This window comes from Metabacillus litoralis (genome assembly GCF_007994985.1).
In the GTDB taxonomy this organism is placed as follows: domain Bacteria; phylum Bacillota; class Bacilli; order Bacillales; family Bacillaceae; genus Metabacillus; species Metabacillus litoralis.
Genome location: NZ_VOQF01000001.1, coordinates 330,616 through 357,318, shown reverse-complemented (window position 1 = coordinate 357,318; position 26,703 = coordinate 330,616). Strand labels below are relative to the sequence as shown.

At 33.6% G+C, this 26,703-nt stretch carries 27 protein-coding genes; 21 read left to right on the top strand and 6 right to left on the bottom strand.

From position 1 onward, the window contains the following. The first annotated feature begins 324 nt into the window (after positions 1-324). A complete protein-coding gene (locus tag FS935_RS01905) occupies positions 325-1,086 on the top strand; it encodes an NRDE family protein (RefSeq protein WP_146945829.1) in 762 nt (253 codons plus the stop codon). Between the two features lie 90 nt (positions 1,087-1,176). Further along, positions 1,177-2,178, top strand: a complete 1,002-nt coding sequence (locus FS935_RS01900; protein WP_146946315.1) for an LLM class flavin-dependent oxidoreductase — start codon at positions 1,177-1,179, stop codon at positions 2,176-2,178. A 59-nt stretch (positions 2,179-2,237) separates the two neighbouring features. Here FS935_RS01900 and FS935_RS01895 read toward each other — a convergent pair whose 3' ends face one another. Together FS935_RS01895 and FS935_RS01890 are read right to left on the bottom strand one after the other, a co-directional pair. Then, a complete protein-coding gene (locus tag FS935_RS01895) occupies positions 2,238-3,449 on the bottom strand; it encodes a SpoIIE family protein phosphatase (protein WP_146945828.1) in 1,212 nt (403 codons plus the stop codon). 34 nt (positions 3,450-3,483) lie between these two features. Beyond that, a complete protein-coding gene (locus FS935_RS01890; protein ID WP_146945827.1) occupies positions 3,484-4,296 on the bottom strand; it encodes an alpha/beta fold hydrolase in 813 nt (270 codons plus the stop codon). A gap of 239 nt (positions 4,297-4,535) precedes the next feature. On the opposite strand from FS935_RS01890, the gene FS935_RS01885 reads away from it, so the two are divergent. The 4 genes from FS935_RS01885 (at position 4,536) to FS935_RS23565 (ending at position 6,760) form a co-directional block, all read left to right on the top strand. Beyond that, positions 4,536-5,585: an LLM class flavin-dependent oxidoreductase gene (locus FS935_RS01885; protein ID WP_146945826.1), complete on the top strand. Its 1,050-nt coding sequence runs from the start codon at positions 4,536-4,538 to the stop codon at positions 5,583-5,585. A gap of 466 nt (positions 5,586-6,051) precedes the next feature. Further along, the gene (locus FS935_RS01880) at positions 6,052-6,255 is read left to right on the top strand and encodes a hypothetical protein (RefSeq protein WP_146945825.1); all 204 of its coding nucleotides are present in this window, start codon (positions 6,052-6,054) and stop codon (positions 6,253-6,255) included. Positions 6,256-6,268: 13 nt separating this feature from the next. Beyond that, the gene (locus FS935_RS01875; RefSeq protein ID WP_146945824.1) at positions 6,269-6,562 is read left to right on the top strand and encodes a spore coat protein; all 294 of its coding nucleotides are present in this window, start codon (positions 6,269-6,271) and stop codon (positions 6,560-6,562) included. 30 nt (positions 6,563-6,592) lie between these two features. Then, positions 6,593-6,760 (top strand): hypothetical protein, encoded by a 168-nt coding sequence (locus FS935_RS23565; RefSeq protein ID WP_168714453.1) that lies wholly within the window; start codon positions 6,593-6,595, stop codon positions 6,758-6,760. A 268-nt stretch (positions 6,761-7,028) separates the two neighbouring features. Here FS935_RS23565 and FS935_RS01870 read toward each other — a convergent pair whose 3' ends face one another. Beyond that, complete coding sequence (locus FS935_RS01870) at positions 7,029-7,253, bottom strand: hypothetical protein (protein WP_146945823.1); 225 nt, start codon at positions 7,251-7,253, stop codon at positions 7,029-7,031. 22 nt (positions 7,254-7,275) lie between these two features. Continuing rightward, complete coding sequence (locus FS935_RS01865) at positions 7,276-7,974, bottom strand: DUF421 domain-containing protein (RefSeq protein ID WP_146945822.1); 699 nt, start codon at positions 7,972-7,974, stop codon at positions 7,276-7,278. Between the two features lie 108 nt (positions 7,975-8,082). On the opposite strand from FS935_RS01865, the gene FS935_RS01860 reads away from it, so the two are divergent. The 7 genes from FS935_RS01860 (at position 8,083) to FS935_RS01830 (ending at position 13,493) form a co-directional block, all read left to right on the top strand. Further along, complete coding sequence (locus tag FS935_RS01860; RefSeq protein ID WP_158638503.1) at positions 8,083-8,346, top strand: hypothetical protein; 264 nt, start codon at positions 8,083-8,085, stop codon at positions 8,344-8,346. Between the two features lie 311 nt (positions 8,347-8,657). After that, positions 8,658-8,876: a YozQ family protein gene (locus FS935_RS01855; protein ID WP_146945820.1), complete on the top strand. Its 219-nt coding sequence runs from the start codon at positions 8,658-8,660 to the stop codon at positions 8,874-8,876. Between the two features lie 176 nt (positions 8,877-9,052). Beyond that, positions 9,053-9,778 carry a response regulator transcription factor gene (locus FS935_RS01850; RefSeq protein WP_146945819.1) on the top strand — a complete coding sequence of 242 codons (726 nt, stop codon included), beginning with the start codon at positions 9,053-9,055 and terminating at the stop codon, positions 9,776-9,778. Positions 9,779-9,856: 78 nt separating this feature from the next. Then, a complete protein-coding gene (locus tag FS935_RS01845; protein ID WP_146945818.1) occupies positions 9,857-11,080 on the top strand; it encodes a sensor histidine kinase in 1,224 nt (407 codons plus the stop codon). A 124-nt stretch (positions 11,081-11,204) separates the two neighbouring features. Beyond that, positions 11,205-11,606, top strand: coding sequence for a hypothetical protein (locus FS935_RS01840; RefSeq protein ID WP_146945817.1), 402 nt, complete (start codon positions 11,205-11,207; stop codon positions 11,604-11,606). Between the two features lie 408 nt (positions 11,607-12,014). Then, entirely contained in the window at positions 12,015-12,734 is a 720-nt protein-coding gene (locus FS935_RS01835; RefSeq protein ID WP_146945816.1) for an ABC transporter ATP-binding protein, read from the top strand. Between the two features lie 15 nt (positions 12,735-12,749). Further along, the gene (locus tag FS935_RS01830; RefSeq protein WP_146945815.1) at positions 12,750-13,493 is read left to right on the top strand and encodes an ABC transporter permease; all 744 of its coding nucleotides are present in this window, start codon (positions 12,750-12,752) and stop codon (positions 13,491-13,493) included. A gap of 127 nt (positions 13,494-13,620) precedes the next feature. On the opposite strand, the gene FS935_RS01825 is transcribed toward FS935_RS01830, so the two are convergent. Beyond that, positions 13,621-14,901 carry an MFS transporter gene (locus tag FS935_RS01825; RefSeq protein ID WP_146945814.1) on the bottom strand — a complete coding sequence of 427 codons (1,281 nt, stop codon included), beginning with the start codon at positions 14,899-14,901 and terminating at the stop codon, positions 13,621-13,623. 211 nt (positions 14,902-15,112) lie between these two features. Between FS935_RS01825 and msrB the strand changes: the two genes are divergently transcribed. The 7 genes from msrB (at position 15,113) to FS935_RS01790 (ending at position 23,391) form a co-directional block, all read left to right on the top strand. Then, positions 15,113-16,237, top strand: coding sequence for a peptide-methionine (R)-S-oxide reductase MsrB (gene msrB / locus FS935_RS01820; protein WP_146945813.1), 1,125 nt, complete (start codon positions 15,113-15,115; stop codon positions 16,235-16,237). A gap of 606 nt (positions 16,238-16,843) precedes the next feature. Further along, the gene (locus tag FS935_RS01815; RefSeq protein ID WP_146945812.1) at positions 16,844-18,091 is read left to right on the top strand and encodes an ABC transporter substrate-binding protein; all 1,248 of its coding nucleotides are present in this window, start codon (positions 16,844-16,846) and stop codon (positions 18,089-18,091) included. Further along, positions 18,069-19,739: an ABC transporter permease subunit gene (locus tag FS935_RS01810; RefSeq protein ID WP_146945811.1), complete on the top strand. Its 1,671-nt coding sequence runs from the start codon at positions 18,069-18,071 to the stop codon at positions 19,737-19,739. The genes FS935_RS01815 and FS935_RS01810 overlap by 23 nt, the downstream gene beginning before the upstream one ends. Position 19,740: 1 nt before the next feature. Further along, complete coding sequence (locus tag FS935_RS01805) at positions 19,741-20,685, top strand: ABC transporter ATP-binding protein (RefSeq protein WP_146945810.1); 945 nt, start codon at positions 19,741-19,743, stop codon at positions 20,683-20,685. 14 nt (positions 20,686-20,699) lie between these two features. Further along, a complete protein-coding gene (locus FS935_RS01800) occupies positions 20,700-21,356 on the top strand; it encodes a TVP38/TMEM64 family protein (RefSeq protein ID WP_146945809.1) in 657 nt (218 codons plus the stop codon). Positions 21,357-21,366: 10 nt separating this feature from the next. Beyond that, the gene (locus FS935_RS01795) at positions 21,367-21,951 is read left to right on the top strand and encodes a CDP-alcohol phosphatidyltransferase family protein (RefSeq protein ID WP_146945808.1); all 585 of its coding nucleotides are present in this window, start codon (positions 21,367-21,369) and stop codon (positions 21,949-21,951) included. A gap of 15 nt (positions 21,952-21,966) precedes the next feature. Then, a complete protein-coding gene (locus tag FS935_RS01790) occupies positions 21,967-23,391 on the top strand; it encodes a dihydrolipoyl dehydrogenase family protein (RefSeq protein ID WP_146945807.1) in 1,425 nt (474 codons plus the stop codon). A gap of 220 nt (positions 23,392-23,611) precedes the next feature. Here the strand turns inward: FS935_RS01790 and FS935_RS01785 are convergent, their stop codons facing one another. Continuing rightward, the gene (locus FS935_RS01785; protein ID WP_439116614.1) at positions 23,612-24,673 is read right to left on the bottom strand and encodes an NAD(P)/FAD-dependent oxidoreductase; all 1,062 of its coding nucleotides are present in this window, start codon (positions 24,671-24,673) and stop codon (positions 23,612-23,614) included. A 440-nt stretch (positions 24,674-25,113) separates the two neighbouring features. Here FS935_RS01785 and nikA point away from each other — a divergent pair, with 440 nt between their 5' ends. Then, a complete protein-coding gene (gene nikA, locus FS935_RS01780; protein ID WP_146946314.1) occupies positions 25,114-26,697 on the top strand; it encodes a nickel ABC transporter substrate-binding protein in 1,584 nt (527 codons plus the stop codon). Positions 26,698-26,703: the final 6 nt, after the last annotated feature.

The following is a 26,703-nucleotide window of genomic DNA, read 5'->3' as shown; positions in this document are numbered from 1 at the left end:
TACCTTCCGCTTCCATTACAGTATCTGTTGCAATTCCCCGATATAGCCCTTTGTATAAACACTTATAAGTTTTTTTTATTCAATTGCTTTTTTCACTGCATAATGTGCATATTCAATATAAATGAACAGATATTAACCAATATATTTTAGCTTATAGTTAGTTCCTCGTGTTATTGAATTAACTTGATCCCTTTAAAATGATTTGAATAGGATCATTATTGAGCTGATTAACTTCAATTGAATTCATAGTTAAGTCTTCAACATATTTTCGTATGTGATAAACCATTTAAATATTTTAGTTATAAAAGAAAGTAGGCATTTATCATGTGTTTAATTAATTTTGCTTATAAAGTTGATTCAAATTTTGATTTGGTTATTGCAGCCAATCGGGATGAGTTTTATAAAAGAGGAACTGCACAAGCTGATTTTTGGGAAGAAGCTCCACATGTTCTGGCTGGTAGAGATTTAGAAAAGATGGGAACATGGATGGGGGTTACAAAACAGGGTCGCTTTGCGGCACTTACAAATTATCGTGATCATGCCGAAAGTAAGGATTATAAGAGATCACGTGGAGAATTAGTAAGTGGATTTTTAAAAGGTGATTGCTCACCAGAAAGTTATTTAGAGATCATCAAACGTGATTCATCCCAATATCCAGGTTTTAATTTACTAGTTGGTGATAAAAATGCTCTTTATTATTATTCTAATATAGAAAATAAACTCTACCATCTTCAACCAGGAATTTATGGTTTAAGCAATCATCTTTTAAATACAAATTGGCCAAAAGTTCAAAAAGGTAAAAAGGGTCTTGAAAAGTGTTTGAAAAACAAAGGTGATTTAAAGGATTGTCTTTTTAGGATTTTGTTTAATGCTGAGCAAGCAGAGGATGATGAATTACCTCGAACAGGTGTTACTTTAGAATGGGAAAGATGGCTTTCACCCTTATTTATTTCTACAGAGAATTATGGGACTAGATCATCTACTGTACTGTGTATGAATAGAGAAAAAGTAGAGTTTATAGAAAGAACGTTTACTGGTAAAACTTATAACGAGAGAGAATTTGAATTCTCAATAGAAAAAGTATAGTACATATTATTTTACAAGCATATTAATTTGTTTTCTTTGCAGAAATTGTTACGATAGAATCGATACTTGAAGATGAAAGGACAAATTATAATGCCAAATATAAAAATTCCCGTTTCCGTTTTGAATCTTGCTCCTATTCGTGAAGGGCAGGGTACAAAAGAAGCGATTGAGTCAATGATTGATCTTGCAAAAGCAACAGAAGATATGGGCTATAGCAGATATTGGATAGCTGAGCATCATAATACGAAAACACTTGTTAGTTCGGCAACTTCAATTTTAATAAAGCATACTTTAGAACATACTGAAAAAATACGTGTTGGATCTGGTGGAATTATGCTTCCTAATCATTCACCATTAGTTGTAGCTGAACAATTTGGAACAATGGCAGCGATTTATCCTGATCGATTAGATTTAGGATTAGGTCGTGCACCAGGTACTGATATGAATACTGCAAATGCATTAAGACGTTCTCAAAATGATTCAGTTTACACTTTTCCCGATGATGTGAAACAATTGCTCACATATTTCGGTCCAGAAGAGAATCAGGATTATGTAAAAGCTTATCCTGGTGTTAATACACATGTACCAATTTATATATTAGGATCTTCAACTGATTCTGCTTATTTAGCAGCAAAATTAGGATTGCCTTATGTCTTTGCATCACATTTTGCCCCAAGATTTATGGAAGAAGCCATTTCAATTTACAGAAGTAAATTCCAGCCCTCTCCATATTTAGATAAACCTTATATGATGGTATGTGTGAATCTAATAGCAGCAGAAAGTGATGAGGAAGCAAATCGTGAAGCAACAACTATGCAGCAATTTTTCTTAAATGTTGTTCGTGGCACGTCAAACCCATTGCGTCAACCTGTTGATAGTATGGAAGGAATTTGGTCACCATCTGAAAAAGAGATGGCAAAATCGATGACAAGTGTATCATTACAAGGAAGTAAAGAAACAATTCGCGAACAGCTAACAAGCTTCCAAGAAAAATATGCAGTAGATGAGATTATGGCTGTTTCTTATATGTATGATGAAGGTAAACAAAAGCGTGCCTATGAAATATTAAAAGAAGTTGTTGAAGGAAAATAAAGGCATCTAAAAAAAGCAAACCTGTTTGATAGGTTTGCTTTTTTGCGTATGACCCCAAGCTAATTCACATCAACAATAAGAAAGCATTGATCATCACTTTTATGCTGAAGATTTTGTTCGTTATTTAGTGAATGAACGATCAGTTCTTTTAGTCGTGTGTTTGGTAAATCTTTATTAATTAAGAGCAGTGGCTTAAGATGGTTGAATCCTAATGGATCTGTGACACCATCTGTATAAAGTAATATTCGGTCACCTTTATTATATGTAAAAGATTTAGCTTTGAATTTTGTACTTTCGAAGATACCAAGTGGTAGAGATGTTGTGTTTAATTCAAGCTGCTGACCGTCTTTTTTTTGCAATAGTGCAGGGGGATGCCCTGCATTGATAAACTCTATTTGTTGTGAAGCTGTATTGATTAACAGATAGATAGCTGTACAATAATGTCTTGCATCTTCATTATTATGAAATAATCGATGAAGATGATTGTCTAATTCTTGCATAACCATTTCTGTGCTATTTCCAAAAGAAATTAATCGTTGAAATAATGAGTGAAGAGACATCGTAATTAAAGCGGAAGAAACTCCATGACCCATCACATCTAGTATGATAATGCCGTATCGGTCTTGATCTATTCTATAAAACCCATACATATCACCTGATAACTCACTAGAAGCTCGGTAATAAGATTCGATTTGTATATGTTCATTTTGTATCGAGTCTGCAAGCGATGTTTCTTGAATTTTTCTAGCAAATTCAAGCTTTGTTATTGTATCAACTTTGTATTGATGGTTTTGATTGTTTAATTCGATTAATTCTTCTTGTTTTGCTTTTAAATGCTCCAGAGCAATTTTTAATTCTGCATTTGCTTTATGTTTTGCATGTAGAGCTGATTCTGCATCCTTTTTTGCTGTAAGAAGTTCGTTTTCATACTCACTTCTTTTTTGTATTGGAATTAATGCAAAATCAATAGAAGATTTATTATCAGATGTTCTAAATTTCGCATTCATAATCACAGGAACTTCATTATTTCCAAATGATTTTAATGTAATATACATTTCTTCCACTTTTTTGTTCACTTTTATTAAAGGAATTACATAAAACTGATAAAAAAGCTTTGTGGGCACAGTGAAAATATCATTAACATGTTTCTCTATTAACTGTTCTTGAGAAAAATTTAGTATGTCAAGTAACGTTTTATTTATTGATAAGATCAGTCCATCTTCTGATAACGTCATAAATCCAAAAGGGGCGTGATTTAATTGATCTTCCATTTAAAACGTTCACCTCAATCCTGCTATGTTCTTTTTAATGTAGAACATCTTGTAAGTATTTTTTAATTAACAAAATAGTTTCTTCTGGATGACTTAGGTGTGGACAGTGAAAAGTTGCTTCCATCTTGTATAATGTACTGTTTGGCAAATTTGCAGATAGATAGTCACCAATTTCATCAGGGGCTATAATGTCTGCTGAACATTGTAAAATAAGAGATGAAACTGTCACCTCAGCCAAGTATTTTCGGCAATCTGAATAAAATGTTGCTTCGGCAAATTGCTTAGATATATCGGGGTCCATGGCACAAAAGCTTTTTTCAAGAGTTTGCTTTAAATCAGGTTGATCGGGATGTCCGACAGCAATATTTGCAAATTCGTGAGCCCAATTTTTATAATTTTTTTCCATCATATCGAGAAGCCCTTTAATATCTTCTTTCTCAAAACCACCATGATACGTAGGTGGATCGTTTAAATAACGAGGTGAGGGACCAATCATAATTAAATGTGAAAAATAGTCAGGCTTCTTTATTGAGGCAAGCATTCCAATCATACTACTAACAGAATGCCCAATAAAAATGGAATCTTTTAAATCAAGAGTTTCGTATATCTCTATAACGTCTTTTACATAACCATCAAGTGTTCGGTAGCGATTACTATCATATGCATCTTTATCTGAATTGCCTGATCCTACATAATCAAATAAAACTACGCGATATTCATCGACGAAGTCCTTTGTCATTAAACTCCAAACATTCTGGTCACAACCAAAACCATGAGCAAAACATATTGTCTTAGGGCCATTGCCGATAATTTTTACATTGTTACGCAATAATACATCTTTGTTCATAACAGAATCCTCTCTGTTTTAAGCTGAATTGTAAATTTTTCTAATATAAATATAATAGCATTTTTCAACTGTTTTTTGTTAAGATTTCACTTTAGATGATCATTGGTAGTTTGTCTAATATGAGGATTTTCGTTGTGAAGTACGGTTTAATGGAGAAAAAACTTTTTTTATTTTAAAATAAACTTAGATACATAAAAATATGCTTTTTGATTGCAGAAATGATTGAAGGAGAATGAATAATGGAAATTGGAATAAGTACTTTTGTTGAAACAACTCCAGATCCAAAAACTGGTGAAGTGATAAGTCATGCACAAAGAATTCGCGAGGTTGTTGAGGAAATCGTCTTAGCAGATTCAGTGGGTTTAGATGTATTTGGAGTAGGGGAACACCATAGGGAAGATTTTGCAGCATCGAACCCTGCGATAATTCTAGCAGCTGCAGCTTCTCAAACAAAAAACATTCGGTTGACGAGTGCCGTAATAGTTCTTTCCTCTGCAGATCCAGTTCGTGTTTTTCAAGATTTTGCTACAGTAGATGGTATTTCAAACGGTCGAGCAGAAATTATGGCTGGTAGAGGATCGTTTATTGAATCTTTTCCGTTATTTGGATATGATTTAAAAGATTATGATGAGCTATTTGAAGAAAAACTGGAACTTTTGTTAAACATTCGTGATTCGGAGATTGTCAATTGGAAAGGCGGTCACAGACCTGCTATTCAAAATCGGGGAGTTTATCCAAGACCAGTTCAAGAGCCTTTACCAGTGTGGATTGGTAGTGGTGGAAATTCAGACTCAGTTATCCGCGCAGGTATTCTTGGTTTACCGCTTGTTTTAGCTATAATTGGTGGTCAGCCAACTCAATTTGCTCCATTAGTTCAACTTTATAAAAAAGCTTTAGCACATGCAGGCCATGATGTGAACAAGTTCCAGGTAGGCTCTCATTCACATGGCTTTATTGCCGAAAATACAGAGGTAGCCGCTGATAAATTTTTCCCATCAACACAATATGTCATGAACAAATTAGGAAAAGAACGAGGATGGGGCCCATACACAAGAGAGAGCTTTGATGCTGCACGAAGCTTTGAAGGTGCTTTGTATGTAGGTGATTCAAGTACAGTTGCTGATAAAATCATTTACCTTAGAAAAAATGTAGGTATCACAAGGTTTATGCTTCATGTACCGGTCGGATCAATGCCACATGATGATGTGATGAAGGCTATTGAATTACTTGGAAAAGAAGTAGCGCCAAAGGTAAGAGAAGAAGTAGCAAAATGGGAAGAAAACATATAAAGAAATGAAAAAAAAGACTAACTTTAAGTAGGGTAAATACATTAAAGTTAGTCCTTTTTATTTTGGCTCTTCTTAGGATAGTTCATTCATTAAGGCTGTTTTCGTAAACTTTGTTGCTTTTATAATCTGAGGGAAACAGCACTGTAAAAAGTCTAGAGGCATCTTTTCTTCTGGTAAACGCATCTTTTATCCAATAAAACATTGTTCCTAGCAGGATAATAAGGTCAATTAAGAAATTGTGTTTTACAGTTAATTAAGTTAATTTGCAACAAATTTTCAGCAGTGAGCCTTTAGTAAATGGGATTGCATTTCTTTCTAACTTTCCTCATGTTTTGCGTTCTTCTAGGGGGGTTGTATGTTTTTATTTTGAATTTTTAAACTTAAAGTGAGTAGGTAACGAAGGATAAAAAAGATCTGAATAATAAATACTACATAAGAAAAGCTTTTACATATTGGGGGTGGAAGAATGAATAAAATCACAACTAAGGAACTCGCTTTTATAGAAGATGAAATAAGAGCTGAAGCGATAACAGCAAAAACAATAAATTGGTGTGCTTCTTTATGTGAAGATCAACAATTAAAAAAACAATTAGAACAAATTGCCGAGAATCATCAGTTGAAAATTGCTGATCTATCACAATACTTCAACAGATCTGAAAACATACAGTAAGGAGTGGACGAATTTGCCTAATAATATTGAGGGACGTGGCTTAACAGATCGAGAAATGGTTCAACTTTGTCTAGAGTTAGAAAAAGGTAGATGTCGAGGTATTTCTAACACAATGATAGAAACAAGTCATAAAGAATTACGAGATATTTATGAAAGTATGCTCGAAAATGCAAATAACAATCAATATGAATTATATGAAATGCTCGAAGAAAAAGGCTGGTATAAAACAGAGCTTGCAAGCGCGGATCAAATCAAACAAGTCCAAGGCTATATGCAAAATAATTTACATCCAGATAATCAATTTTAATCATTCACAGAAGAAAAGAGGTGGGGAAAAATGACAGATAACCAAAATCCCTCTACTAGACAATTCCAAGATGATCTAGAGCAATATAAAATGCCTGATGCTTTAAAAAAAGCTCCTAAGGCAACTTATAATGTTGGCTATGAAGCAACAACTTGTAACAGCACATCACCAAATCATGATATTGATAAGAAAAATTAATGTTTATAGAAAATAACACCATTGATCAAGCGGTGTTATTTTTTATGTTATTTTTATTAAAGGCTGTTTTCGTAAACTTTGTTGTTCTTATTGAAAACAACTCTGTATAAAGTTTAGTGGCATCTTTTCTTCTACAAATTGTACCTTTAATCCGATAAAACACTTGTTTCAAAAGATAAAGATGTCAATTAGCAACAATCTTTCAGAAAAGAGTCTTATTAAAAAAGGACCTAGCTTTTAAACTAAGTCCTTTCTTAGTATGTAATTTTCACTCAAGTATTACACCAGTTTTATACTCTGCCATAAAGCTATCAACTGTTTCTTCAAGTGATAATGGTCCAGCTGATGGTACTTGAACCAGTACTTCGTTTCTGTTATCAACTGCTTTAACATGAACATCTTGAAAACGATTGATACCTAATTGTACTTTTAAGTCTTTAGCTATTGTTTCAGCGTTATATTTGTTACATAATAAATATCTGTAATTCCTCATAAGATAAAACCCTCCATTTTTCTTAGTGAACAGTATCATTTCGCTTATCGATATACAAAGATCCATCCTTTTGAAGCTCAGCTATAAATACTTCTGATGAAGATGTGATGCCAAATGATTGTAGTTGTGAATTTAACCATTCTTCACTAAGATTTACTTTTGATAAATTTTCATTAATAATTTGTCCATCAGAGATGATTGTTGTTGATATAGGATATATTTGTGGAGTAGTTGATCTAATATTTAAATCACTTTTTGTTACACTTTGTTTTTGCTCTTTCTTCATCACGGATAATTGACCATCAACCTCCATAATTGCATAATCAACATCTTTCAACGAAAAGACATTTTTCTTTCTTACCATCGATATAAGCTCCTCAGTATCCATTCGAAGTTGACGAAGCTTTTGCTCCATAATTTGACCATTTTTAATAACAATGATTGGTTCACCCTCAATCATGACTCGTGCTTTTTTTGACTTGATATCAACAAGACCAATTACGATTGTTATTAATCCCCAACCAACAATAGAAAGGATTCCATTTAGTAAGCTTAAATTTGAATTTACAGCAACATTTGCTCCAAGTGATCCTAAAGCAATGGCTGAAATAAAATTAAAGAAAGTCATTTGACTAATTTCTTTTCGTCCAATGATTCTGGTGACAATTAATAACGTTAAAAATGCTACAAGGACCCGTATACCTAAGTCTAAAGTTGACATATAAGATCCCTCCTTATCTTTATTTTGTGTATAAAGTCAGTGAAATAACCTAAAAAACACGATTTATAAAAGGGAGCATAAAATATAAAAAAAGCAGGTGATAAAATTTTGCTACCAACATTGTTGTTACCAATTGTCGAACCATATGGGGATCCATATACTATTGTAAATCCAACTGCACATCATATGCGAAAAGAAGAATTTTTTCAATGGGTGCGAGCTACGCAAATCAAATACCAAATGACAAGAAATATGCCGTTACGCATAACAGCTGATTTTGTAACAGAAGGTAATAGTATTATTGAAGGCTTTCAGGAGGCAACAACAAATTTTGTACCGAGCAATCTAGCTACCCAAAGTGTTCAAGATTAACTGAAAAATTTGAGATGTTTAAATCCAGGTTGTTTTTACATCTCATTTTTTCAATTACATAAAACATTAAAAAAAAAGGAAAGATATCGTTGAGAAGATTAAATGGTAGTACTTATTGATAAGGGCTGTATTCGCAAACTTTGTTGCTTTAAAATTCCGAAGAAATCAGCACAGTAATAAGTCTAGTGGCATCTTTTCTTCATAAATGGTAGCTCTAGATACGAAAATAGACTGTTTAGTATGCATATTTTGCTTACCTAGCAACAATCTTTCAGAAAAGAGCCTAGATAAAACTTAAGGAGTTGGAAGTAATGTCAGAAAAAAATAAAAATCATAACGTGGAATCTAAAGATATTGCTGGTCGTGTTTACGATGTAAAGGACTATAAGGGAGAAGACACATTATCTTCAGGTTTAGCGACTAGTCATGAACAAGTATCAGACGCATATATGGAAGGTGAAATTAAACCTGTGGTTGATCATGTAGATGGTGAAGATATCAAGATTGAAAGAAAAGGGTTTGACAAATAAGCAGAATAAATAAGTATTTCTAATTTGCAATTAGCTCAAGATCTCAACTCTTGGGCTTTTTATTTGTATAAATTTTCTATTATGAATTGATTTCAGTTGATATACTTATGATAATTAAGTTCTGGTTATTTACATACGTAATAATATTGATTTTTATATAGAAAGAAGGATTTTACTTGACCAAAAACATTTTAATAGTTGATGATCAACCTGAAATAGCTGAATTATTAAAGCTATATTTAGAAAAAGAGGGCTTTTACATATTTGAAGCGCACGATGGCAGTGAGGCTATGAACATAATCAACACACATAAAATCGATTTACTTTTAGTTGACCTAATGATGCCGATTATTGATGGATATCAGTTGATTAAAAAAGTAAGAGAAGCACTTGAACTTCCGATAATCATTATTTCAGCAAAAAATGAAGATCATGATAAAATTCTTGGACTTGGTTTAGGAGCAGATGATTTTGTACAAAAACCTTTTAATCCGTTAGAAGTTGTAGCAAGAGTTCAGGCACTTTTACGAAGAAGTTATCAATACAAAAGCTTATTAGTAGAACAAAATAACGTAACAGAATCTCGTAGAAAAGTAGTAGGGGAATTAATTCTAGATGAAGATACATTTTCGCTCATTCATAAAGATGATGTGATTGCCCTAACTAAAATCGAGTTCTACATCCTTGATTTACTAATGGATAAACCAGGAAGAGTTTTTACAAAACAGCAAATTTTTGAAAAAGCATGGAATGAATATTACATGGGTGGAGAGGAAGATAACACAATCAATGTACACATTTCTAAAATTAGAGAAAAAATTGAAGGAAATCCGAAGAAACCTATATACATCAAAACTGTAAGGGGCTTAGGTTATAAATTCGAAAAAGATACAAATTATTAGATTAATATAAATTTAAGTTAAATTTAAGATTAAGAGTTTATGATAGTCCATAACCACTATTTTAAAATTAGGGAAGAGATGATTGTGAAGTTATTTTTATTTAAAATTTTTCCGCGGGAAGAAGGATATTTACCGTATCTTTATTTGGTGAATATATGTTTTCCTTTCTACTTTTTATTAAAGGAAACATCTGTAAAATTAATGCTCGGACTTTTATTGTTGATTACCTTCATTTTTTTATATAGACAAGTTTATTGGACCAAACGATTTATTACCATATTTATAGCAGCTGAATTTGTCATTACCTTATTATTTGCTTATATGTATCATCCGATGTATTTGTATATGGTGTTTGTTTTTGTATACCAAGCAGTTCGATTACCGATCAAATGGTTGTATTACTTAAGTGGGGTCTTTGGGGCATTAAGCTTATATTTAATATACAAAACAATTTATCCTGACCAGCTTTATTTAGTGTATATGTTATTACCAACTGTATTTGGTGGGTGTATTCTTCCATTCATTATAAAAGCTTCTTTAAATTATAAAGAATTAAGCGAAGATTTGAAACGTACTGCGGATGAACTACAGCAGAAAAATAAAGAAATGATGTTACTTGAGGATAGTAAAAAAAGGATGCTGTCCGATTTGTCACATGATTTAAAAACACCAATGACAACCATTCAAGGATATTCTAAAGTGCTTTATGAGGATCTTATTGATAATGAAGAACAAAAGAGAAAATATTTGAAATATATCCATGATAAATCAGTTAGAGTAACATCACTTATCGATGAACTGTTTATGTTTTCTAAATTAGATAATCCTGATTTTAATTTGTATAAAGAAAAAAGAGATATATGTGAGTTTTTTAGAGAAATCATCGTTGAGTACTACGAGGTTTTTGCAGAAAAAGAAATGGAATTGGACATTACGATTCCATCAGTTAAGATCTTGTATCATTTTGACAAAAAACTTATGTATCGAGCAATATCTAATATTTTAGAAAATACAATAAAGTATAATCCAGAACAAACGAAAGTATATTTAACACTAGAAAAATCGTTACACTCAATCATTCTTGATATTGGTGATAATGGTATTGGGATACCTGAGGATATTGCTTCATCATTATTTGATCCTTTTACTAGGGGAGATAAAAGTAGGATGGATGATGGTGGATCAGGTTTAGGATTAACAATTTCAAGGAAGATCGTAGAAAAACATCAAGGTAAATTAATTTTAGAGACGAAGCCATTAAGAGGGAAGACGAATTTTAAGATAGTAATGCCGATTAATTAAATCCGATATCTTGATGCTAAAGAAAAATGATATTTAAGAGAATGGACCTTAAATAGGTAAAATAGGAGAACTCCGATATGCAAACTAATTCAAATGGTGTAAAAGTAATGAAATGAGGTGTAGTATGTTTGAAATGGTTAGAAAAATTAATTTGAAGACAGCTATAATTACAGGGATTTATTTTTACTTTTTGACCATTTTCATTCATATTCTTATTGTAAGTGGCTGGATCCCATTAAATTGGGTTAATGGTGGCCGATCTGGATCCTTTGCTACTCAGCTACCAATTTCCATCTTGAATATTATGATTTCTATTAGTGGAGTGCTATTTACATCAATGTACCGTACAAATACGTTATTGAAATTTAAAAGGGGTATAACCATTATCTGCTGGTTATTTGTTTTCCTTTGGACTTTTGGATTTATTCAACAATTGTTTGGCACACCTTTTGAGAAAATCATTTGTTCACCACTATTGTTTCTTGGTGTTATGTCAAACTTACGTATGGCAGTTGAAAAAAGATAGTTAATATTAAAGAGAATTTTACATAAATGCTGTTTTGATTAACTTTGTTGTTTTTAGAATCATGATGAAAACAACTCTGTAAAGCTTTTCTGAAAGATTGGTGCTAATAGACGTCATTTTCTGTTGTACCAGTGTGTTATCGCATAAAAGGTTCGATTTAATGCCACTAGACTTTATAGATTGAATGGGTTTGTTTCCTTCATCAAGTATGTATAAGTAATGAATTTTAAAACGTATGGATCATATATGATTCATGCGTTTTTATTATTTTGAATATTTTCGCCCTAGAATTCGTAGAAGCTTGAGTTGTTAATAGATAAATATGACTGAGTTAAGATTTAGTTAAGAATGTGTTAGTAAGATAGTAGTAGATGGTAAGTAGACACAAAGAAGATTGGAGTTATGTTGATGAATACAGTTATTGAGGTTGAACATATTGTAAAAAACTATGGAAGTGTTAAGGCTGTTGATGGAATTTCTCTTTCTGTAAACAAAGGTGAAATTCTAGGGATTATTGGTGCAAACGGAGCGGGAAAATCAACAACATTAGAAATGATGATGGGCTTAAGAAAACCAGATTCGGGATCAGTAACAGTTCTTGGACTGGATATGAAGCATTCTGCAGATGAAATAAAGCAAAAAATAGGAATTCAGCTGCAGCAAACATCCCTATATGATCGCATCAAGGTGAAAGAGGCTCTTACTTTATTTTCTTCTTACTATGATAAAAAAAGAGACCAAAAGGAAATTATCCAAACACTTGGTTTAGAGCCATACTTGAATAAATATGTAAAAAATCTATCAGGAGGATGGCAGCAGAGAACTTCGCTCGCTCTTGCTTTAGTAAATGATCCAGACATCATTTTCTTAGATGAACCAACAACTGGTTTGGATCCACAGGCACGTCTCGAATTGTGGAATTGTTTAAATAAATATCGTTCTGAAGGAAAAACATTGATTTTATCTACACATTATATGGATGAAGCACAAAGGCATTGTGACAGAATTGCCATAATAAAAAAAGGTAAGCTTGTCGCATGTGATGTGCCAAAGAATTTAATACGATCTCTAAATGATGGAGAGGGATCAATGGAGGATGTATACCTACAATTTGCGGTAGGGTCATAAAAAGGGGGGAATATTATGCAATCAATTTATGTTCATACAAAGATGGAATTAACATTATTTTTTCGCGAAGCACTACCAGTATTATTTACATTTATTGTGCCTGCAGTTAGTTTTATTGTTTTTGCCTTAATGTTTCAGGAAAATTCGTATGATGAAGGCTTAGATTACTTTCAAGCATATATACCGGGTATGATCGCGATTATTATTTTTACAACAGCATTCTTTTCAATGGGACTTCAGGTTGTTATTGATAGGGAAAAGGGTGTGTATAAAAGGCTAAAAGGCACACCGTTAAATCAAAATGCGATATTTACAGCAACAATTTTAAAAGGTTTTTTTGCAATCTATGTTGGAGCAATTGAAATTTTACTTATCTCTAAATTAGTTTTCGGATCAAGTTTAACAAGCTCTCCGTTCGAGTTTTTCTTGGCACTAACATTTTGTTCCATAACATTTTTTGCACTCGGCTTTATTGTTTCAAGCTTAGCAAAAAAGATGCAAACAGCATTAGGCATTGCCTTAATAGCAATGTATCCAATGATGTTCTTATCTGGTGCAACACTGCCAGTTGAAGCTTTACCAGAGGTGCTGCAAAAAGTGACCTTATTTATTCCATTAACATATGTTGTAAATATTTTACGAGACGGATGGAATGGGACCCTTTTTACATCAGGTGCTTTAGTAGACAGTAGTATTTTAGCGGGAATATTAGTTATATCTACGGTTATTGGAACGAGGTTTTTCCGATGGACGGACTGATTTTCAAAAACTATAAGTTATTGTAAGGAGCCTTTATATATCGAAGATGGTTATCGACTTAAAATCAGAAAGATAAAAGGAGAAAGTGAGGGAGGAAATCGAGTACCCCTTCTTTCTCCTTTTTTTATTAACTTGTTAATTCTCTTTGTTGTTTTACTTCTTGAAATTGCTCCTTTATCATCATTCCGCCAATAATACCAATAATTGAGAAAAAAATCGGAATGATAAATCCAAAGCTATATCCCGTGCTACTTGAGCTCAAATGAAAATGATCTAACACTCTTCCGAATGCACTCGGTAATAAAACCGCACTTAAAAATCCACCCATATTTGCAAATCCTGAAACAACTCCAACTTCTTTCACATCAAATGATTGGCGAACAACCGCAAATGTCATCGCACTAGCTCCGTTTCCATAGCCGATAAAAAAGAAAAGAACAAGCAACATAAAAAACGGCGGCTTTCCTCCTAATAAAAGAAAGGTCATCCAGCTTAAAAAAACGAACAGATGAACAACAATGTATGGACGCTTTATCGAATTAAATTTCGCAGAAAACCAGCTTGTTAACGATGCTCCAATAAGTGCTCCGAAAAGACCGACCATCACCAACTGACTTGCACCAGAACGAGTCATATCATAAACATGCATTCCATAAGGAACAGCCCATGTACCGATAAACCCAACATATGTACCAACAAGCCCAAAATGACATAAAAAGGTAGCCCATGCTTGACGGCTTGAAAAAATCCGCCTTAATATTGCAAGTGTTTTCTCACGTTTTGGTTCACCTTTAATGACAGAATTATTTGGTTGAGACTTCAGTAATAGCTTTTTCTTTGGAATTTTGACAAGAACAAAGAAAAGCAACAAACTAGTTGCGCATAAAATCAGGCCGACGGTGAAAAATAGGGCTCTCCATCCAAACATTCCAATCCAAGTAGAAAAAGGAACAGTCGCCATTAAAAAACCAAGACTTCCAGTCATTCCTGCGAGACCAAGCAATTTAAGAAATTCTCCAGCTTTAAACCACTGACTTAAGATGAGCACTAAGTTAATCCAAATTGTTGCGTCTCCAATACCTACTAGTGACCGAGCAGCAATTAACAAAACCTCACTTGATGCAACACTGTAAATTATCGTTCCAATTCCATTAAGCAATGTTCCAAAAATAAGAAAAAAGTTAGGGCCGAATCGATCAGATAAGATCCCAATCGGAATTTGCAAACCGGCATAAGCTAAAAATTGAATACTTGTTAAAAGTCCAATTGTAGAAGCTGTTACGTTAAAATCCTTCATGAGCTGATCTGTAATTAAACCAGGTGCTGTCCGTTGACTTACAATAAGGAAATACGTAAACAAAACCACTGTAAAAACAATCCATCTGTAGCTGCTATTCTGTTTATCCATTTACACCTGCTCCTACATACTTTAATAACACTCACTATTATACTCTAAAACTTTTAAATAATGAGATGAGGCAGTGTGAATTTTATATTGCTTTCGTGCATTAAATGGGTGGGGGTCAGTCCCCAGAGAGTGTTAAAACAAGATAATAATAGGTAGATACGTTAAGATGAACTTAACATCTTTGTGTGTAACGTGACGAAGGAGGTAAACAATGAAAAAATTATTTTTATTAATTGGTCTTGTTTTCATAATAGGTCTTGGTGCTTTTATTGGACCAAAAGTATATGAAAGCTTAACTCAGAAATCGATAGGCAGTGAAGCCATTCAAACAGATGAGATAAGTCAAAATCACGAGCTTGCCACGTTTGCAGGAGGGTGTTTTTGGTGTATGGAGCCACCTTTTGAGAAGCTTGACGGAGTTTATTCAGTTATTTCTGGTTATACAGGTGGTGAGGAAGTAAATCCCACGTATGATGAGGTATCAACAAAGCAGACGAGTCATGTAGAAGCTGTTCAAATTGAATATGATCCTGATGTGATTTCTTATGAACAATTGTTAGAGGTTTTTTGGCGACAAATTAACCCAACAGATGCTGGTGGTCAATTTGTTGATAGAGGACCCCAATATGTTAGTGAAATTTTCTACCATAATAATGAGCAAAAAAATATCGCTGAAAAATCAAAACAAAAGTTAGCTGACTCTGGGCGTTTTGATGAAAAAATTGTAACAGATATTGTACCTGCTAAAACCTTTTACAAAGCAGAAGAATACCACCAGGATTATTATAAGAAAAATGAGCTTCGCTATAAATATTATCGAAATAACTCAGGAAGAGATGATTTTCAAGACAAGACATGGGGAGAAGACAGGAAGTATACACCTAAAACGAACTCACGATACCGGAGTTTTACAGATGAAGAACTTAAAGAGAAGTTAACAGATATACAATATCGTGTTACCCAAGAAGATGATACGGAAAAGGCGTTTGATAATGAATATTGGGATAATAAAGATGAAGGTATATATGTTGATATCGTTTCAGGTGAACCACTTTTTAGTTCAAAAGATAAATATGAAAGCGGGACAGGATGGCCTAGTTTTACAAAACCTTTAGTAGAAGAAAATATCGTTGAGCTAGAGGATCATACATTATTTACAAAAAGGATAGAAGTAAGAAGCAAACATGCTGATTCTCATTTAGGTCATGTATTTAATGATGGTCCACAGCCTACAGGGCTTCGTTATTGTCTAAACTCTGCAGCATTAAATTTTATTCCAAAAGATGAATTAGAACAGCAAGGGTATGGAGAGTTTCTTGATGAGTTTGTTGAGTAGGTAGAACTTTTTTGCTATCAAGCTAGGAAGATAGGATATAATACGGCCTGCTTTTATACAGTGTTTGTTACTTTTAGTGAAAATAAAAAAAAATGAAGGACTTAATTGATGACAAAAGAGAGCGGTAGAGGTAGAGGTCGTCCTAAGGTAGATGAAGGACTTAATACAGTTCCAAAAGAGAGCTCTTATGTCCTTTGTTTGTAAGGCAGATGTGGGACTTAAGAGCGACAAAAGCGAGCGCCGATGTCCGTCATAAGGCAGATGAAGAACAAAACGATACCAAAAGAGAACACTAATGTCTGTCATTAGGCAGATTAAAACCTATTGAACCAAAGAGCTTTGTTCAGCTCAAGTATTCTTCGTGATATTTTCAGGTATGTTTCAACATTAATAAGCTAAGGGTATATAAATTCCGCGAAGCAATATCTATACAGAAATCTAGCCTTTTAATTGCGTTCCCATGGTTGTGTCTTACCAAGCTAATATATTAATTTTAATTAATTTGTGGTTAACTCTTGCGTTATTTTTAAATTTGTAATGTAATCCTACTTACAGATAAAGTGTAAAGAGTTGCTATGATTTTATTTAAAAAAAGGAGGTCCGTCCATGAAAAAAATCTGTTTGTTTATTATGAGTGTTTTATGTTTAGTTATCTTTTCTTCTTGTTCAAATGAAATGTCGACTATTTCTCAATCTCCTGATGTATTGAAGAATATGGATTGGTCTGAAATAGAGCAAGAGTCAAAAGATACAACAGTTAGGATTTATATGTGGGGTGGAGATGAAGGAATTAACCGATATATAGATGAATGGGTGGCTCCACGAATGAAAGAGCAATATGATCTCAATTTAGATCGTATTGCTATGGATACACCAGAGCAATTAAAAAAACTGATGAATGAGAGAAAAGCAAACCAAATGAAAGGCAATATGGACATCATTTGGATTAATGGAGAGAATTTCAAGAATGCAAAGGAAAATGAACTTTTATATGGGCCATTTTCAAATCAACTACCAAATGTACAAGAATTCGTTGATAAAGAAGCATTAGATGTTACATACGATTTTGGAACAAAAGTTGACGGATTTGAAGCTCCTTGGGGTAAAGTGCAATTTGTTTTTCAATATGATGAGTCAAAAGTGGAGAATCCTCCAAAAACATATAAGGAATTATTGGATTGGGTGAAAGAAAATCCAGGGAAATTTACGTACCCTGATGCAAATGACTTCACAGGAAATGCTTTTTTACGACAGTTATTTTATGAGTCTGTAGGTGATGTTCAAAAGATTCTTGATAAAGGATATGATGAACAGTTCGCAAGTGAAAATAGTGGAATGATGTGGGATTACTTAAATGAAATAGAACCATTTTTATGGCGAGAAGGTCAAACATATCCGAATGATTTGAATGAATTAGATCGATTGTATAGTGAGGGAGAAGTTTGGATGACAATGGGCTATAACGAAGCTCGTGCTGAAAAGTTCATTGACAAAGGAATTTTTCCTAAAACAACAAAATCGTTTGTTTTAGAATCGGGTTCGATTGGCAATACGCATTTTTTAGCTATTCCTTTTAACAGTCCTAATAAACAAGGCGCGATGGTGGCGATTAATTACTTGCTTTCTCCTGAAGCACAGTTAACTAAGTTGGATTCGGCCTTTTGGGGAGACAATATAGCTCTAGATCCAGGAGCACTTTCACAAGAGGATCAAGAAAAACTAAGAGAAATTGATCGTGGTGACTCGGTTTTACCAGCAGACACGTTAAAAAAATACATAAAACCTGAGATACATGCTGAATATGTGACATGGCTAAAGGAGAACTGGGTGAATGAAGTGGTTCAAACGAAGTAAGCATTATCTTTTGTTAACACCGGCATTGCTTATCGCGATATCTTTAACAGGATTTGGGTTAGTGATGGCTTTTTTAGAGAGTATTCAATATAAGGAGACTCCTAGTTTTCGACTTTATAAGGAGCTTTTGACAGACGCTCAGTTTATTGATTCTTTTTTCTATAGTGTACGTATTACTTTAATCTCAACACTAGTATCTATTTTAATAGGATTAGGTGCTGTTAAGGTTAGTTATCCTCTGTTAAAGAAATTTGTCCCGAGGCTTATAGCATGGCTTCCAATGTTGTTTCCACATTTTATTTGGGGTTATATGGTGTATCTATTATTATCTCAAACAGGGTTTTTTTCTTCAGTTTTAAGTATGATTGGATTAATAAATGGATCTAATGACTTTCCAATTATAATGAAAGATTCCTATGGACTCGGAATCATCTTAACATATATAGGAAAAGAAGTTCCTTTTGTTATTTTAATGCTGCAGCCTGTGTATGAACAGCTTTCTTATAATCAAAAAGAGCTTGTTTATACATTAGGTGGTAGTAGGTGGGCTGTATTTCAACATGTGGAATGGCCATATGTGTTTCCTGTAATAATTGAAATATTTTTTATTCTCTTTTCTTTCATCTTATCTTCTTATGAAGTACCAGCTTTACTAGGTGTCACCTATCCTAAAATGCTGTCTGTTTTAAGTTATGATTGGTTTTACGGATCAGATTGGACTCAGCAGCCCTATGCTTTTGCTTTGATGACACTAACAACAATTACCATTTTGTTAATTGTGTTGATTGTTTTATTTTTAACAAAAAAGCATAGAAGACATTTGAGTCAAACAGAAGGATCGAATAATGTTATTCCTAAAATAAGAAAAAGTTCAGCAATTATATTTGTTCTTTTATGCTTCACCACTATATTACCAATCTTATTACTAATCGTAACGAGCTTCGTTAAAACATGGAATTATGGCGAGCTAATCCCAACTGAATTTTCTTTAAGAGCTTGGGAGCTACTGCTATCTCATGAAACCCAAATAGCTCAAGCCATTTTCACGTCAATAGGTATAGGTTTATGTGTTGTTTTACTTAATATTGTAATTGGAACTCCTGCTGCTAAAATCATGGCGTTTTATGAATTCAAAGGCAAAACTACGATCGCATCGATTTTATTAGCACCGATTTTAATTCCAACGTTATTAGTAGCAATGGGGCTCCACCTAAGCTTTATCCGTTTGGGACTTGCTAATACCATAATTGGTGTGGTAATCGTTCATTTATTGCCTACATTACCTTACACAATTAAAATCCTACGGGCAGCTTTCGAGAGAATAGGTAAAAAACAAGAAGAGATTGCGATTTCACTGGGAGCAAAGACGTTTAAAAGTTTTTATTCTATTTATCTACCACAGCTTCTTCCAAGTTATAGAAGCACTGTATTTTTAGTAACAGTCATTTCATTAGGTCAGTATCTATTAACAGCCTTAATAGGTGGAGGGAATGTCACAACATTAGCAATTCTATACTTTCCCTTTTTTCAATCAGCTGACGATGCAATGATCGCTAGCTTTTCACTTCTATTTATTTTTGTTCCAATTGTCATATGGTTTATAATTGAACTCTTTTTAAAACTAACAACAAAAAGAACTAGGTGGTAATATGTCAGATTCCTATATAGTTTTAAAAAATATATCAAAGTGTTTTGAAAAACAACTAATTTTATCAATTTCCGAGCTGTCTATAAATAAAGGTGAAATTTTATCGATAATTGGTCCATCTGGGGTTGGGAAGTCTACGTTATTGCGATTGATTGCTGGACTCAATGATGCTGATTCAGGTGAAATCCTGATTGATCATATATCAATGAAAGGAATACCACCACAAAAACGACCTGCTGTTTACATGTTTCAAGATTCACTACTTTTTCCACATATGAATTTATTGGAAAATGTCACGTTTGGTTTAAAGATGCTAGGTATAAACCGAAAAGAACGTGAAAAATTGGGTAAGTTGATGCTAGAAAAGGTAGGGCTAGTAAACTTAGAAAAACGCTTCCCGCATGAAATTTCAGGAGGTCAAAAGCAAAGAGTTGCTTTAGGACGTTCGTTAATTGTCAAACCAAAAGTTTTATTATTGGACGAACCCTTTTCAAACCTTGACTCCGAGCTTCGTAAAGATACGAGAAGGTGGATGAAGCACTTATTAAAGGAAGAAGAAATGACTGTATTATTCGTCACTCATGATCTAGAGGAAGCGATGGCAATAAGTGATCGTGTTGCGATATTAGGAGAAAAAACACTTCAACAAGTTGCATCTCCAAAGGAGCTTTATCATCATCCGATCAATCGTTTTGTTTCTAGCTTTTTGCAAAGTGGATTATGGGAGCATGATCGATTTATAGCTAGTGAGCAATTAGTGTTATCGGAAAGGAAGCCTCAGGCAAATGAGAAATTTTGGACAGCAGAAATCATAGAAAGCTATTTTCAAACTGGAAATGTTCAGCTTGTTGTTTCTGTTAACGAAACAAAGGAAAAGCTAACAATGGTGGGAAAAGAAAACCAACAAGAAGGTAAAGTATTGTATCTATACAAAAAGGATAGCTAGAAGGTGGGGAGTGAATGAAAAAGAAGAGAAGTATCTCAATAGGACTGCTAATCATTTTTATACCAACATTTTATTATTTAAATCAACATGTGATCGATTTTAGTCCTGAAATCATTAAGCAATGGATTCTCTCAATAGGAGTTCTCGCTCCAATTATATATATTGGTTTGTATTCGGTACGTCCTTTCATTTTATTTCCTTCATCTGTTTTATCACTTGCAGGTGGGTTGGCATTTGGACCATTTTACGGAACATTGTTAACCATTATCGGTGCAACAATAGGAGCCTATTTCGCTTTTTTACTTTCACGGAAAGTAGGGGGGCGATGGATAGAGAAAAAATCGGGTGCACGAATTGAAAAAGTGAAGAATTTATTAGAAAAAAATGGCTTTGTTTCTGTATTATTAGTTCGACTATTACCGATTTTTCCTTTTGATTTAGTCAGTTATGCAGCTGGATTGTCAAAAGTACGAACAAGTCACTTTGTGTTAGCCACAATCGTAGGTATAATTCCAGGAACATTTGCTTATAACTTTCTAGGAGCTAGTGCGACATCAAACAATTTGTTAACAATTATAATGGCGATAACGCTGTTTTTACTAGTGATGGTTACGCCAGCTTTATTTAAAAATAAATTTAAGAATTTTTTAGATAAACAAGAAACAAAATGAGGTGAAAATTTTGCTAGACACGCATGGAAGAAAATATGTACAACCAACAATTGAGAAAACAGCAAAAAGTTTACTGAAATTCGGTTTATCTGCAAATCAATTAACGTGGATTGCTTTCCTGATAGGCTCAACATCAGGTTTATTTATTTATTTTAATCAACCAGTTTTAGCGGTAGTTGTTTTATGGTTTTCAGGGTTTTTAGATGCAGTTGATGGAACGATGGCTCGACTTACAAAACCATCAGCTTGGGGAACGGTTCTTGATATTACATTTGATCGTGTTGTGGAAATTAGCGTGATTCTTGGGTTAGCATTTGCATTTCCGGAATCACAATGGGCTTTATTATTGTTAAGTGTGTCAATTATTGTCTCAATGACGATTTTTTTGACAGTTGGAGCAGTAACAGAAAAGCATGGAATGAAATCATTCTATTATCAAGCAGGACTCGCAGAACGAACAGAGGGTTTTATATTATTTTCTCTAATGATTCTATTTCATCCATATTTAACGATCTTAACACTGGTATTCTTCGTAGTTGAACTATACACTGCATTTCAACGATTAGCTGAAGCGAAAAGATTGTTAACAAAATAGGAAGGAGGAGTAGACTTGAAAAAGTATGATGTGATTGTGATTGGTGGTGGAGCTGGCGGTTTAACCGTAGCCTCTGGTGCTCGTTCATTAGGAGCGAAAGTAGCGCTGATAGAAAAGGAAAAGCATCTTGGTGGAGATTGTCTTCATGTAGGGTGTGTTCCTTCTAAATCGTTTATTCAAGCTGCAAAAGAGATCCACTCAGCGAAAGAAAAAGCAACAAAATTAGGGTTAGAGGTAAGTGGCGAAGTATCATTAAAGAAAATAAATGAGCGTGTTAGAAGCTCCATTGATGTGATTCAACATCATGATTCTGATGAACGCTTTATAAACATGGGAATTGATTTGTATAAAGGCTTAGGTGTATTTACTTCAGATCATACAGTCAAGATCAATGATGATGAAATATATGGAAAAAGAATTGTCATTGCTACAGGTTCGAGAGCATTTATTCCTTCTATAAAAGGACTAAAGGAAGTGGGTTATCTAACGAATGAAACAATTTTCAACCAAGAAAAGCTTCCAAAAGATTTACTCGTTATTGGATCAGGAGCTATTGGATTAGAGCTGTCTCAAGCAATGGCTCGGTTTGGAGCAAATGTAACGGTTGTTGAAAGAAGTAAAACAATGCTAAGTAAAGAAGATCAATCAATTAGAAATGTTGCAGGAAAACTGCTAGAAAAAGAATTAACTTTTTTACTAGATTCAGATGTTATACATGTTGAAAAACGTAACGGTAAAAAAATAGTCTCTGTTAAGAAAAATGATACGCTGACAAAGCTAGAAGTGGATGAAATTTTAGTAGCTGTTGGACGAACACCAAACAGTGATAACCTTAGTTTAACAAATGCCGGAGTTACGAAGAATGAGAAGGGTTACATCACAACGAATGCTAAGTTGCAAACAAATGTGTCACATATTTATGCCATTGGAGATGTAAACGGAAAATTTGCTTTTACACATGTGGCAGGTGAAGAAGGAAAAACGGTCGTACAAAACGCAGTGCTGGGCATACCGAAAAAAATGAATTATGAACAAATACCATGGATTATTTATACAGATCCTGAAATTTTTCATATTGGTTTAACAGAGCAGGAGATAAAAGAAAAAGGGATAACGTATTCTTCATATGAAGTACCTCTTACTGATGTAGATCGTTTTGTAGCAGATCATCAATCGGATGGAATCATTAAAATACTGACAAATTCAAAAGGAAAAATAATTGGAGCACATGCTATTGGTAAAGGTGCGGGGGATTGGATGCAGACGGTTATTTACGCAATCAAGCATGGAAAAAAGATTGGTGATTTATCTCAAATGATTTATCCGTATCCTAATCATGCTGCAGCGATACAACGAACAGCCGATATATATTGGCGTGATAAATTATTTAACGGTTTACTTCCTAAAGTAACAAAGAAATATATTAAATGGTTTAGATAATATTTCGCATGAATAAGAGTATATATTTTTAGAGTTTAAATCTAATAAATTCGTAGCCGAGGGAGCTGTGAATCCCTCGGCTACGTCTGCATAGGTCTAGAGGATTTTAAGTAGGCTTCCTGTGCAAAAATATGTGATGTGAATGTATTAAATTTATTATTACTCTCTTCATAAAGAATATTTATTTAATAAAGATCAAAATTACCCTGACAATTCTTCATTATTTTAGTTCGTGCTGTTTTATAAACTTTTTATCTATAAAATGTTTCAATCTCCATGGTAGCTTGCCATGAAGGACGATATTCCCATACGAAAGCAACGCTTCTTTATTTCCAGTCGACATAATGGAAAGAAACTTCTTTTGAGGTTTAAAGGTTGTTAATATCTCTGCACTTAAATAATGTTTAATATTTTTCCATAGTACCTTGCCTTGTCTTACTGCATACACACCATTTTTCGGTAATGTTGGATTACTTTCTAATGTGATGCAATCTCCTGCACCAAAAATAAACGCGTATTTTCGATGTTGAAGATAGTCCGTTACTTTTAAAAATCCGTTCTCGTTTGCTGAAAGACTTTGAAAAAGCTGATGACCGGTAGGACCAGTTAAAGACAGAACATGTGTATAAGGAACTTTCATTCCATTTTTCGTTACAATGGTCGTAGCTTTTACATGTTCTACCCTTTCATTTTCAACCATCTTTATTCCTTTTAGCTTTGCTATGCTTGTTATCTTTTTAGACGCTTTATACCCGTATGAGGTAAGTAATGGTGAAGAACTAACTAATATCACATCACCTTTAATGTTTTGAGCTTTTCGCCACGCTAATGTAGAAAGAGCAAGTTCAACTCCAGCGGCACCTCCACCAACAACAGTTGGTGCTTCTGAAGAACGGAACATTGAAATTTCTTCAGTAAACAGGTAATTGGGCTTGATCGTATTCTGATTAAAAGCTTTTGATTTGGAACCAATATCAAATGAAATAAGATCAAAGGTATAAGTTGTACCAGATTTTCCGATCACAGTTTTTGTAATTGGATCAATTTTATCAATAGTGTCCTCAATAAACTCGATTGATGCACGTTCACAAAGCTGTTGTAAATTTATACGGATTTCATCCTCTTGATATATTCCTTCAGTAAATCCTGAAAACATACCAGAATAATATTGATAGGTAGATGCGGAAATAAGAGTAATTTTGTGTGAAATCTTTTCGTTAAGTAGTGATCGAAGAATTGTAAGATGGGCATGACCACCACCAACTAGTAAAATATGACTCAAAATGATCACTCCTGTTCTTATCTTTCTATTATAGTAATACATACCCTTATGATTGTTAAATAATCGATAAAAATTTTTAAACAGATCAAGAAAGAAAAATGAAAGTAAATCATAGGAGAATATTGTTGTAATTAAAGGCTGTTTTCGTAAATTTTGTTGTTTTTAGAATCCTTATGATAACAACTCTGTATAAAGTCTAGTGGCATCTTTTCTTCTACAAATCGCCCTTTAATGCGATAAAACACTGTTTCCAATAGATCTAGATGTTAAATAGCAGCAATCTATTAGAAAAGAGCATAATTTAAAGAAAATTCCTATTATAATATTGACAACTTTCGACACTACAATTATCATTGAAAATGATTATCAATAAGATGTAGGGGGAAGAAAAATTGTTTAATAGATTACATAAACAGAAAACGATTATTCTATTAACATTCATGTTTATTTTATCAACAATATTACTTGGATGTACGAATACTAGTAGCAATGATGTTAAATCTTCAGAGAATAAAGAGAACAGCAACATGCTTACATTTGCTTGGCCTAGAGACGTAGGGGAAATGAATCCACATGTTTATAATCCATCCCAATTATTTGCTCAGTCAATGGTGTATGAACCGTTAGTAAGCTACCAAGAAGGTGGAGAGCTAAAACCTCATTTAGCAGAGTCTTGGGACATTTCGGGGGATGGAAAAGAATATACATTTCATTTGCGGGAAAATGTAAAGTTTTCAGATGGAACTGGCTTTAATGCCGAAATTGTAAAAAGAAACTTTGATACAATTTTAAATAAGATTGATATGCATGGTTGGTTAGGTTTTCTTTCAAAAATAGAAAAAACAGAAGCAGTTGATGAATTTACGTTCAAATTAACATTAACAGAGCCATATTATCCTACAATTCAGGAGTTGGCAGTTGTACGACCAGTTCGTTTCTTAGGAGAAGCAGGTTTTCCTGAAGATGGTGATACATCAAAAGGTGTTGCCAAACCAGTTGGAACAGGTCCTTGGATATTGGATGAGTACAAAGTAGACGAATATGCTACTTTCAAACGTAATGAAAATTATTGGGGTGAACTCCCAGAAGAGGAAAGCATTAAAGTGAAAGTTATTCCTGATGCTGAAACAAGAGTTCTTGCATTTGAAAAAGGTGAGATCGATCTTATTTATGGAGAAGGTACAATTAGCTTAGATGCGTTTAAACAGTTAGATTCAACTGGAAAATATGAAACTAGTATTTCAGAGCCAGTTGCAACAAGACAGCTTGTGATCAATTCAAAGAAGAAACAGCTTTCCGATGAAAAAGTACGTCAAGCATTACATTACGCTTTTAATAAAGAAGCATTAGTTGAAGGAGTTACGTCTGGTTATGAAGAAAAAGCAGACTATATTTTACCAACAAATCTTCCGTATACGAAAGATATTGATGCAGCAGTAGTTGATTATAATGTAGAGAAAGCAAAATCCCTGTTAGACGAGGCAGGGTGGAAGCTTTCTGATGGTCAAGAAGTACGCGAAAAAGATGGACAGCTACTGGAAATTGAGTTAATGTATGATTCAGCAGAAATGATTCAGAAAACAATGGCAGAAGCTCTTCAATCAGAGTGGGCAGCAATTGGTGTTAAATTAAACATTGTTGGTGTTGAACTAGCAGAGCAAGTTCAACGATTTAAAGATAATAAATTTGATATAAATTTCTTTAGTAACTACGGAGCACCTTATGATCCACATACATTCTTAAATATTGTCGCATCAGAAGGATTTGGATTTAATGAAGCTATTTCAGCGTATCCAAATAAGGAAGACTTATTGCAACAAATTTCTATGCTTACGCAAACAACAGATGAGAATGAGAGACAAAAGCTTTACTCATCGATTTTGACATCAATACAAGATCAGGGAGCAATTATCCCGATCTCATATATTAAGAAAATAGCAATTCATCAAAAAGAAGTGACAAATTTCACTTTCCCTGCTAATCGTGATGAACATCCATTTACAGGAATTAGCATTAAGGAGTAAGGTAGC

Coding starts and splice junctions, on each gene's coding strand:
- FS935_RS01905 (WP_146945829.1), top strand. CDS start 325: ATGTGTTTAATTAATTTTGCTTATAAAGTTGATTCAAATTTTGATTTG.
- FS935_RS01900 (WP_146946315.1), top strand. CDS start 1,177: ATGCCAAATATAAAAATTCCCGTTTCCGTTTTGAATCTTGCTCCTATT.
- FS935_RS01895 (WP_146945828.1), bottom strand. CDS start 3,449: ATGGAAGATCAATTAAATCACGCCCCTTTTGGATTTATGACGTTATCA.
- FS935_RS01890 (WP_146945827.1), bottom strand. CDS start 4,296: ATGAACAAAGATGTATTATTGCGTAACAATGTAAAAATTATCGGCAAT.
- FS935_RS01885 (WP_146945826.1), top strand. CDS start 4,536: ATGGAAATTGGAATAAGTACTTTTGTTGAAACAACTCCAGATCCAAAA.
- FS935_RS01880 (WP_146945825.1), top strand. CDS start 6,052: ATGAATAAAATCACAACTAAGGAACTCGCTTTTATAGAAGATGAAATA.
- FS935_RS23565 (WP_168714453.1), top strand. CDS start 6,593: ATGACAGATAACCAAAATCCCTCTACTAGACAATTCCAAGATGATCTA.
- FS935_RS01870 (WP_146945823.1), bottom strand. CDS start 7,253: ATGAGGAATTACAGATATTTATTATGTAACAAATATAACGCTGAAACA.
- FS935_RS01865 (WP_146945822.1), bottom strand. CDS start 7,974: ATGTCAACTTTAGACTTAGGTATACGGGTCCTTGTAGCATTTTTAACG.
- FS935_RS01855 (WP_146945820.1), top strand. CDS start 8,658: ATGTCAGAAAAAAATAAAAATCATAACGTGGAATCTAAAGATATTGCT.
- FS935_RS01845 (WP_146945818.1), top strand. CDS start 9,857: ATGATTGTGAAGTTATTTTTATTTAAAATTTTTCCGCGGGAAGAAGGA.
- FS935_RS01840 (WP_146945817.1), top strand. CDS start 11,205: ATGTTTGAAATGGTTAGAAAAATTAATTTGAAGACAGCTATAATTACA.
- FS935_RS01835 (WP_146945816.1), top strand. CDS start 12,015: ATGAATACAGTTATTGAGGTTGAACATATTGTAAAAAACTATGGAAGT.
- FS935_RS01830 (WP_146945815.1), top strand. CDS start 12,750: ATGCAATCAATTTATGTTCATACAAAGATGGAATTAACATTATTTTTT.
- FS935_RS01825 (WP_146945814.1), bottom strand. CDS start 14,901: ATGGATAAACAGAATAGCAGCTACAGATGGATTGTTTTTACAGTGGTT.
- msrB (WP_146945813.1), top strand. CDS start 15,113: ATGAAAAAATTATTTTTATTAATTGGTCTTGTTTTCATAATAGGTCTT.
- FS935_RS01815 (WP_146945812.1), top strand. CDS start 16,844: ATGAAAAAAATCTGTTTGTTTATTATGAGTGTTTTATGTTTAGTTATC.
- FS935_RS01810 (WP_146945811.1), top strand. CDS start 18,069: ATGAAGTGGTTCAAACGAAGTAAGCATTATCTTTTGTTAACACCGGCA.
- FS935_RS01805 (WP_146945810.1), top strand. CDS start 19,741: ATGTCAGATTCCTATATAGTTTTAAAAAATATATCAAAGTGTTTTGAA.
- FS935_RS01800 (WP_146945809.1), top strand. CDS start 20,700: ATGAAAAAGAAGAGAAGTATCTCAATAGGACTGCTAATCATTTTTATA.
- nikA (WP_146946314.1), top strand. CDS start 25,114: ATGTTTATTTTATCAACAATATTACTTGGATGTACGAATACTAGTAGC.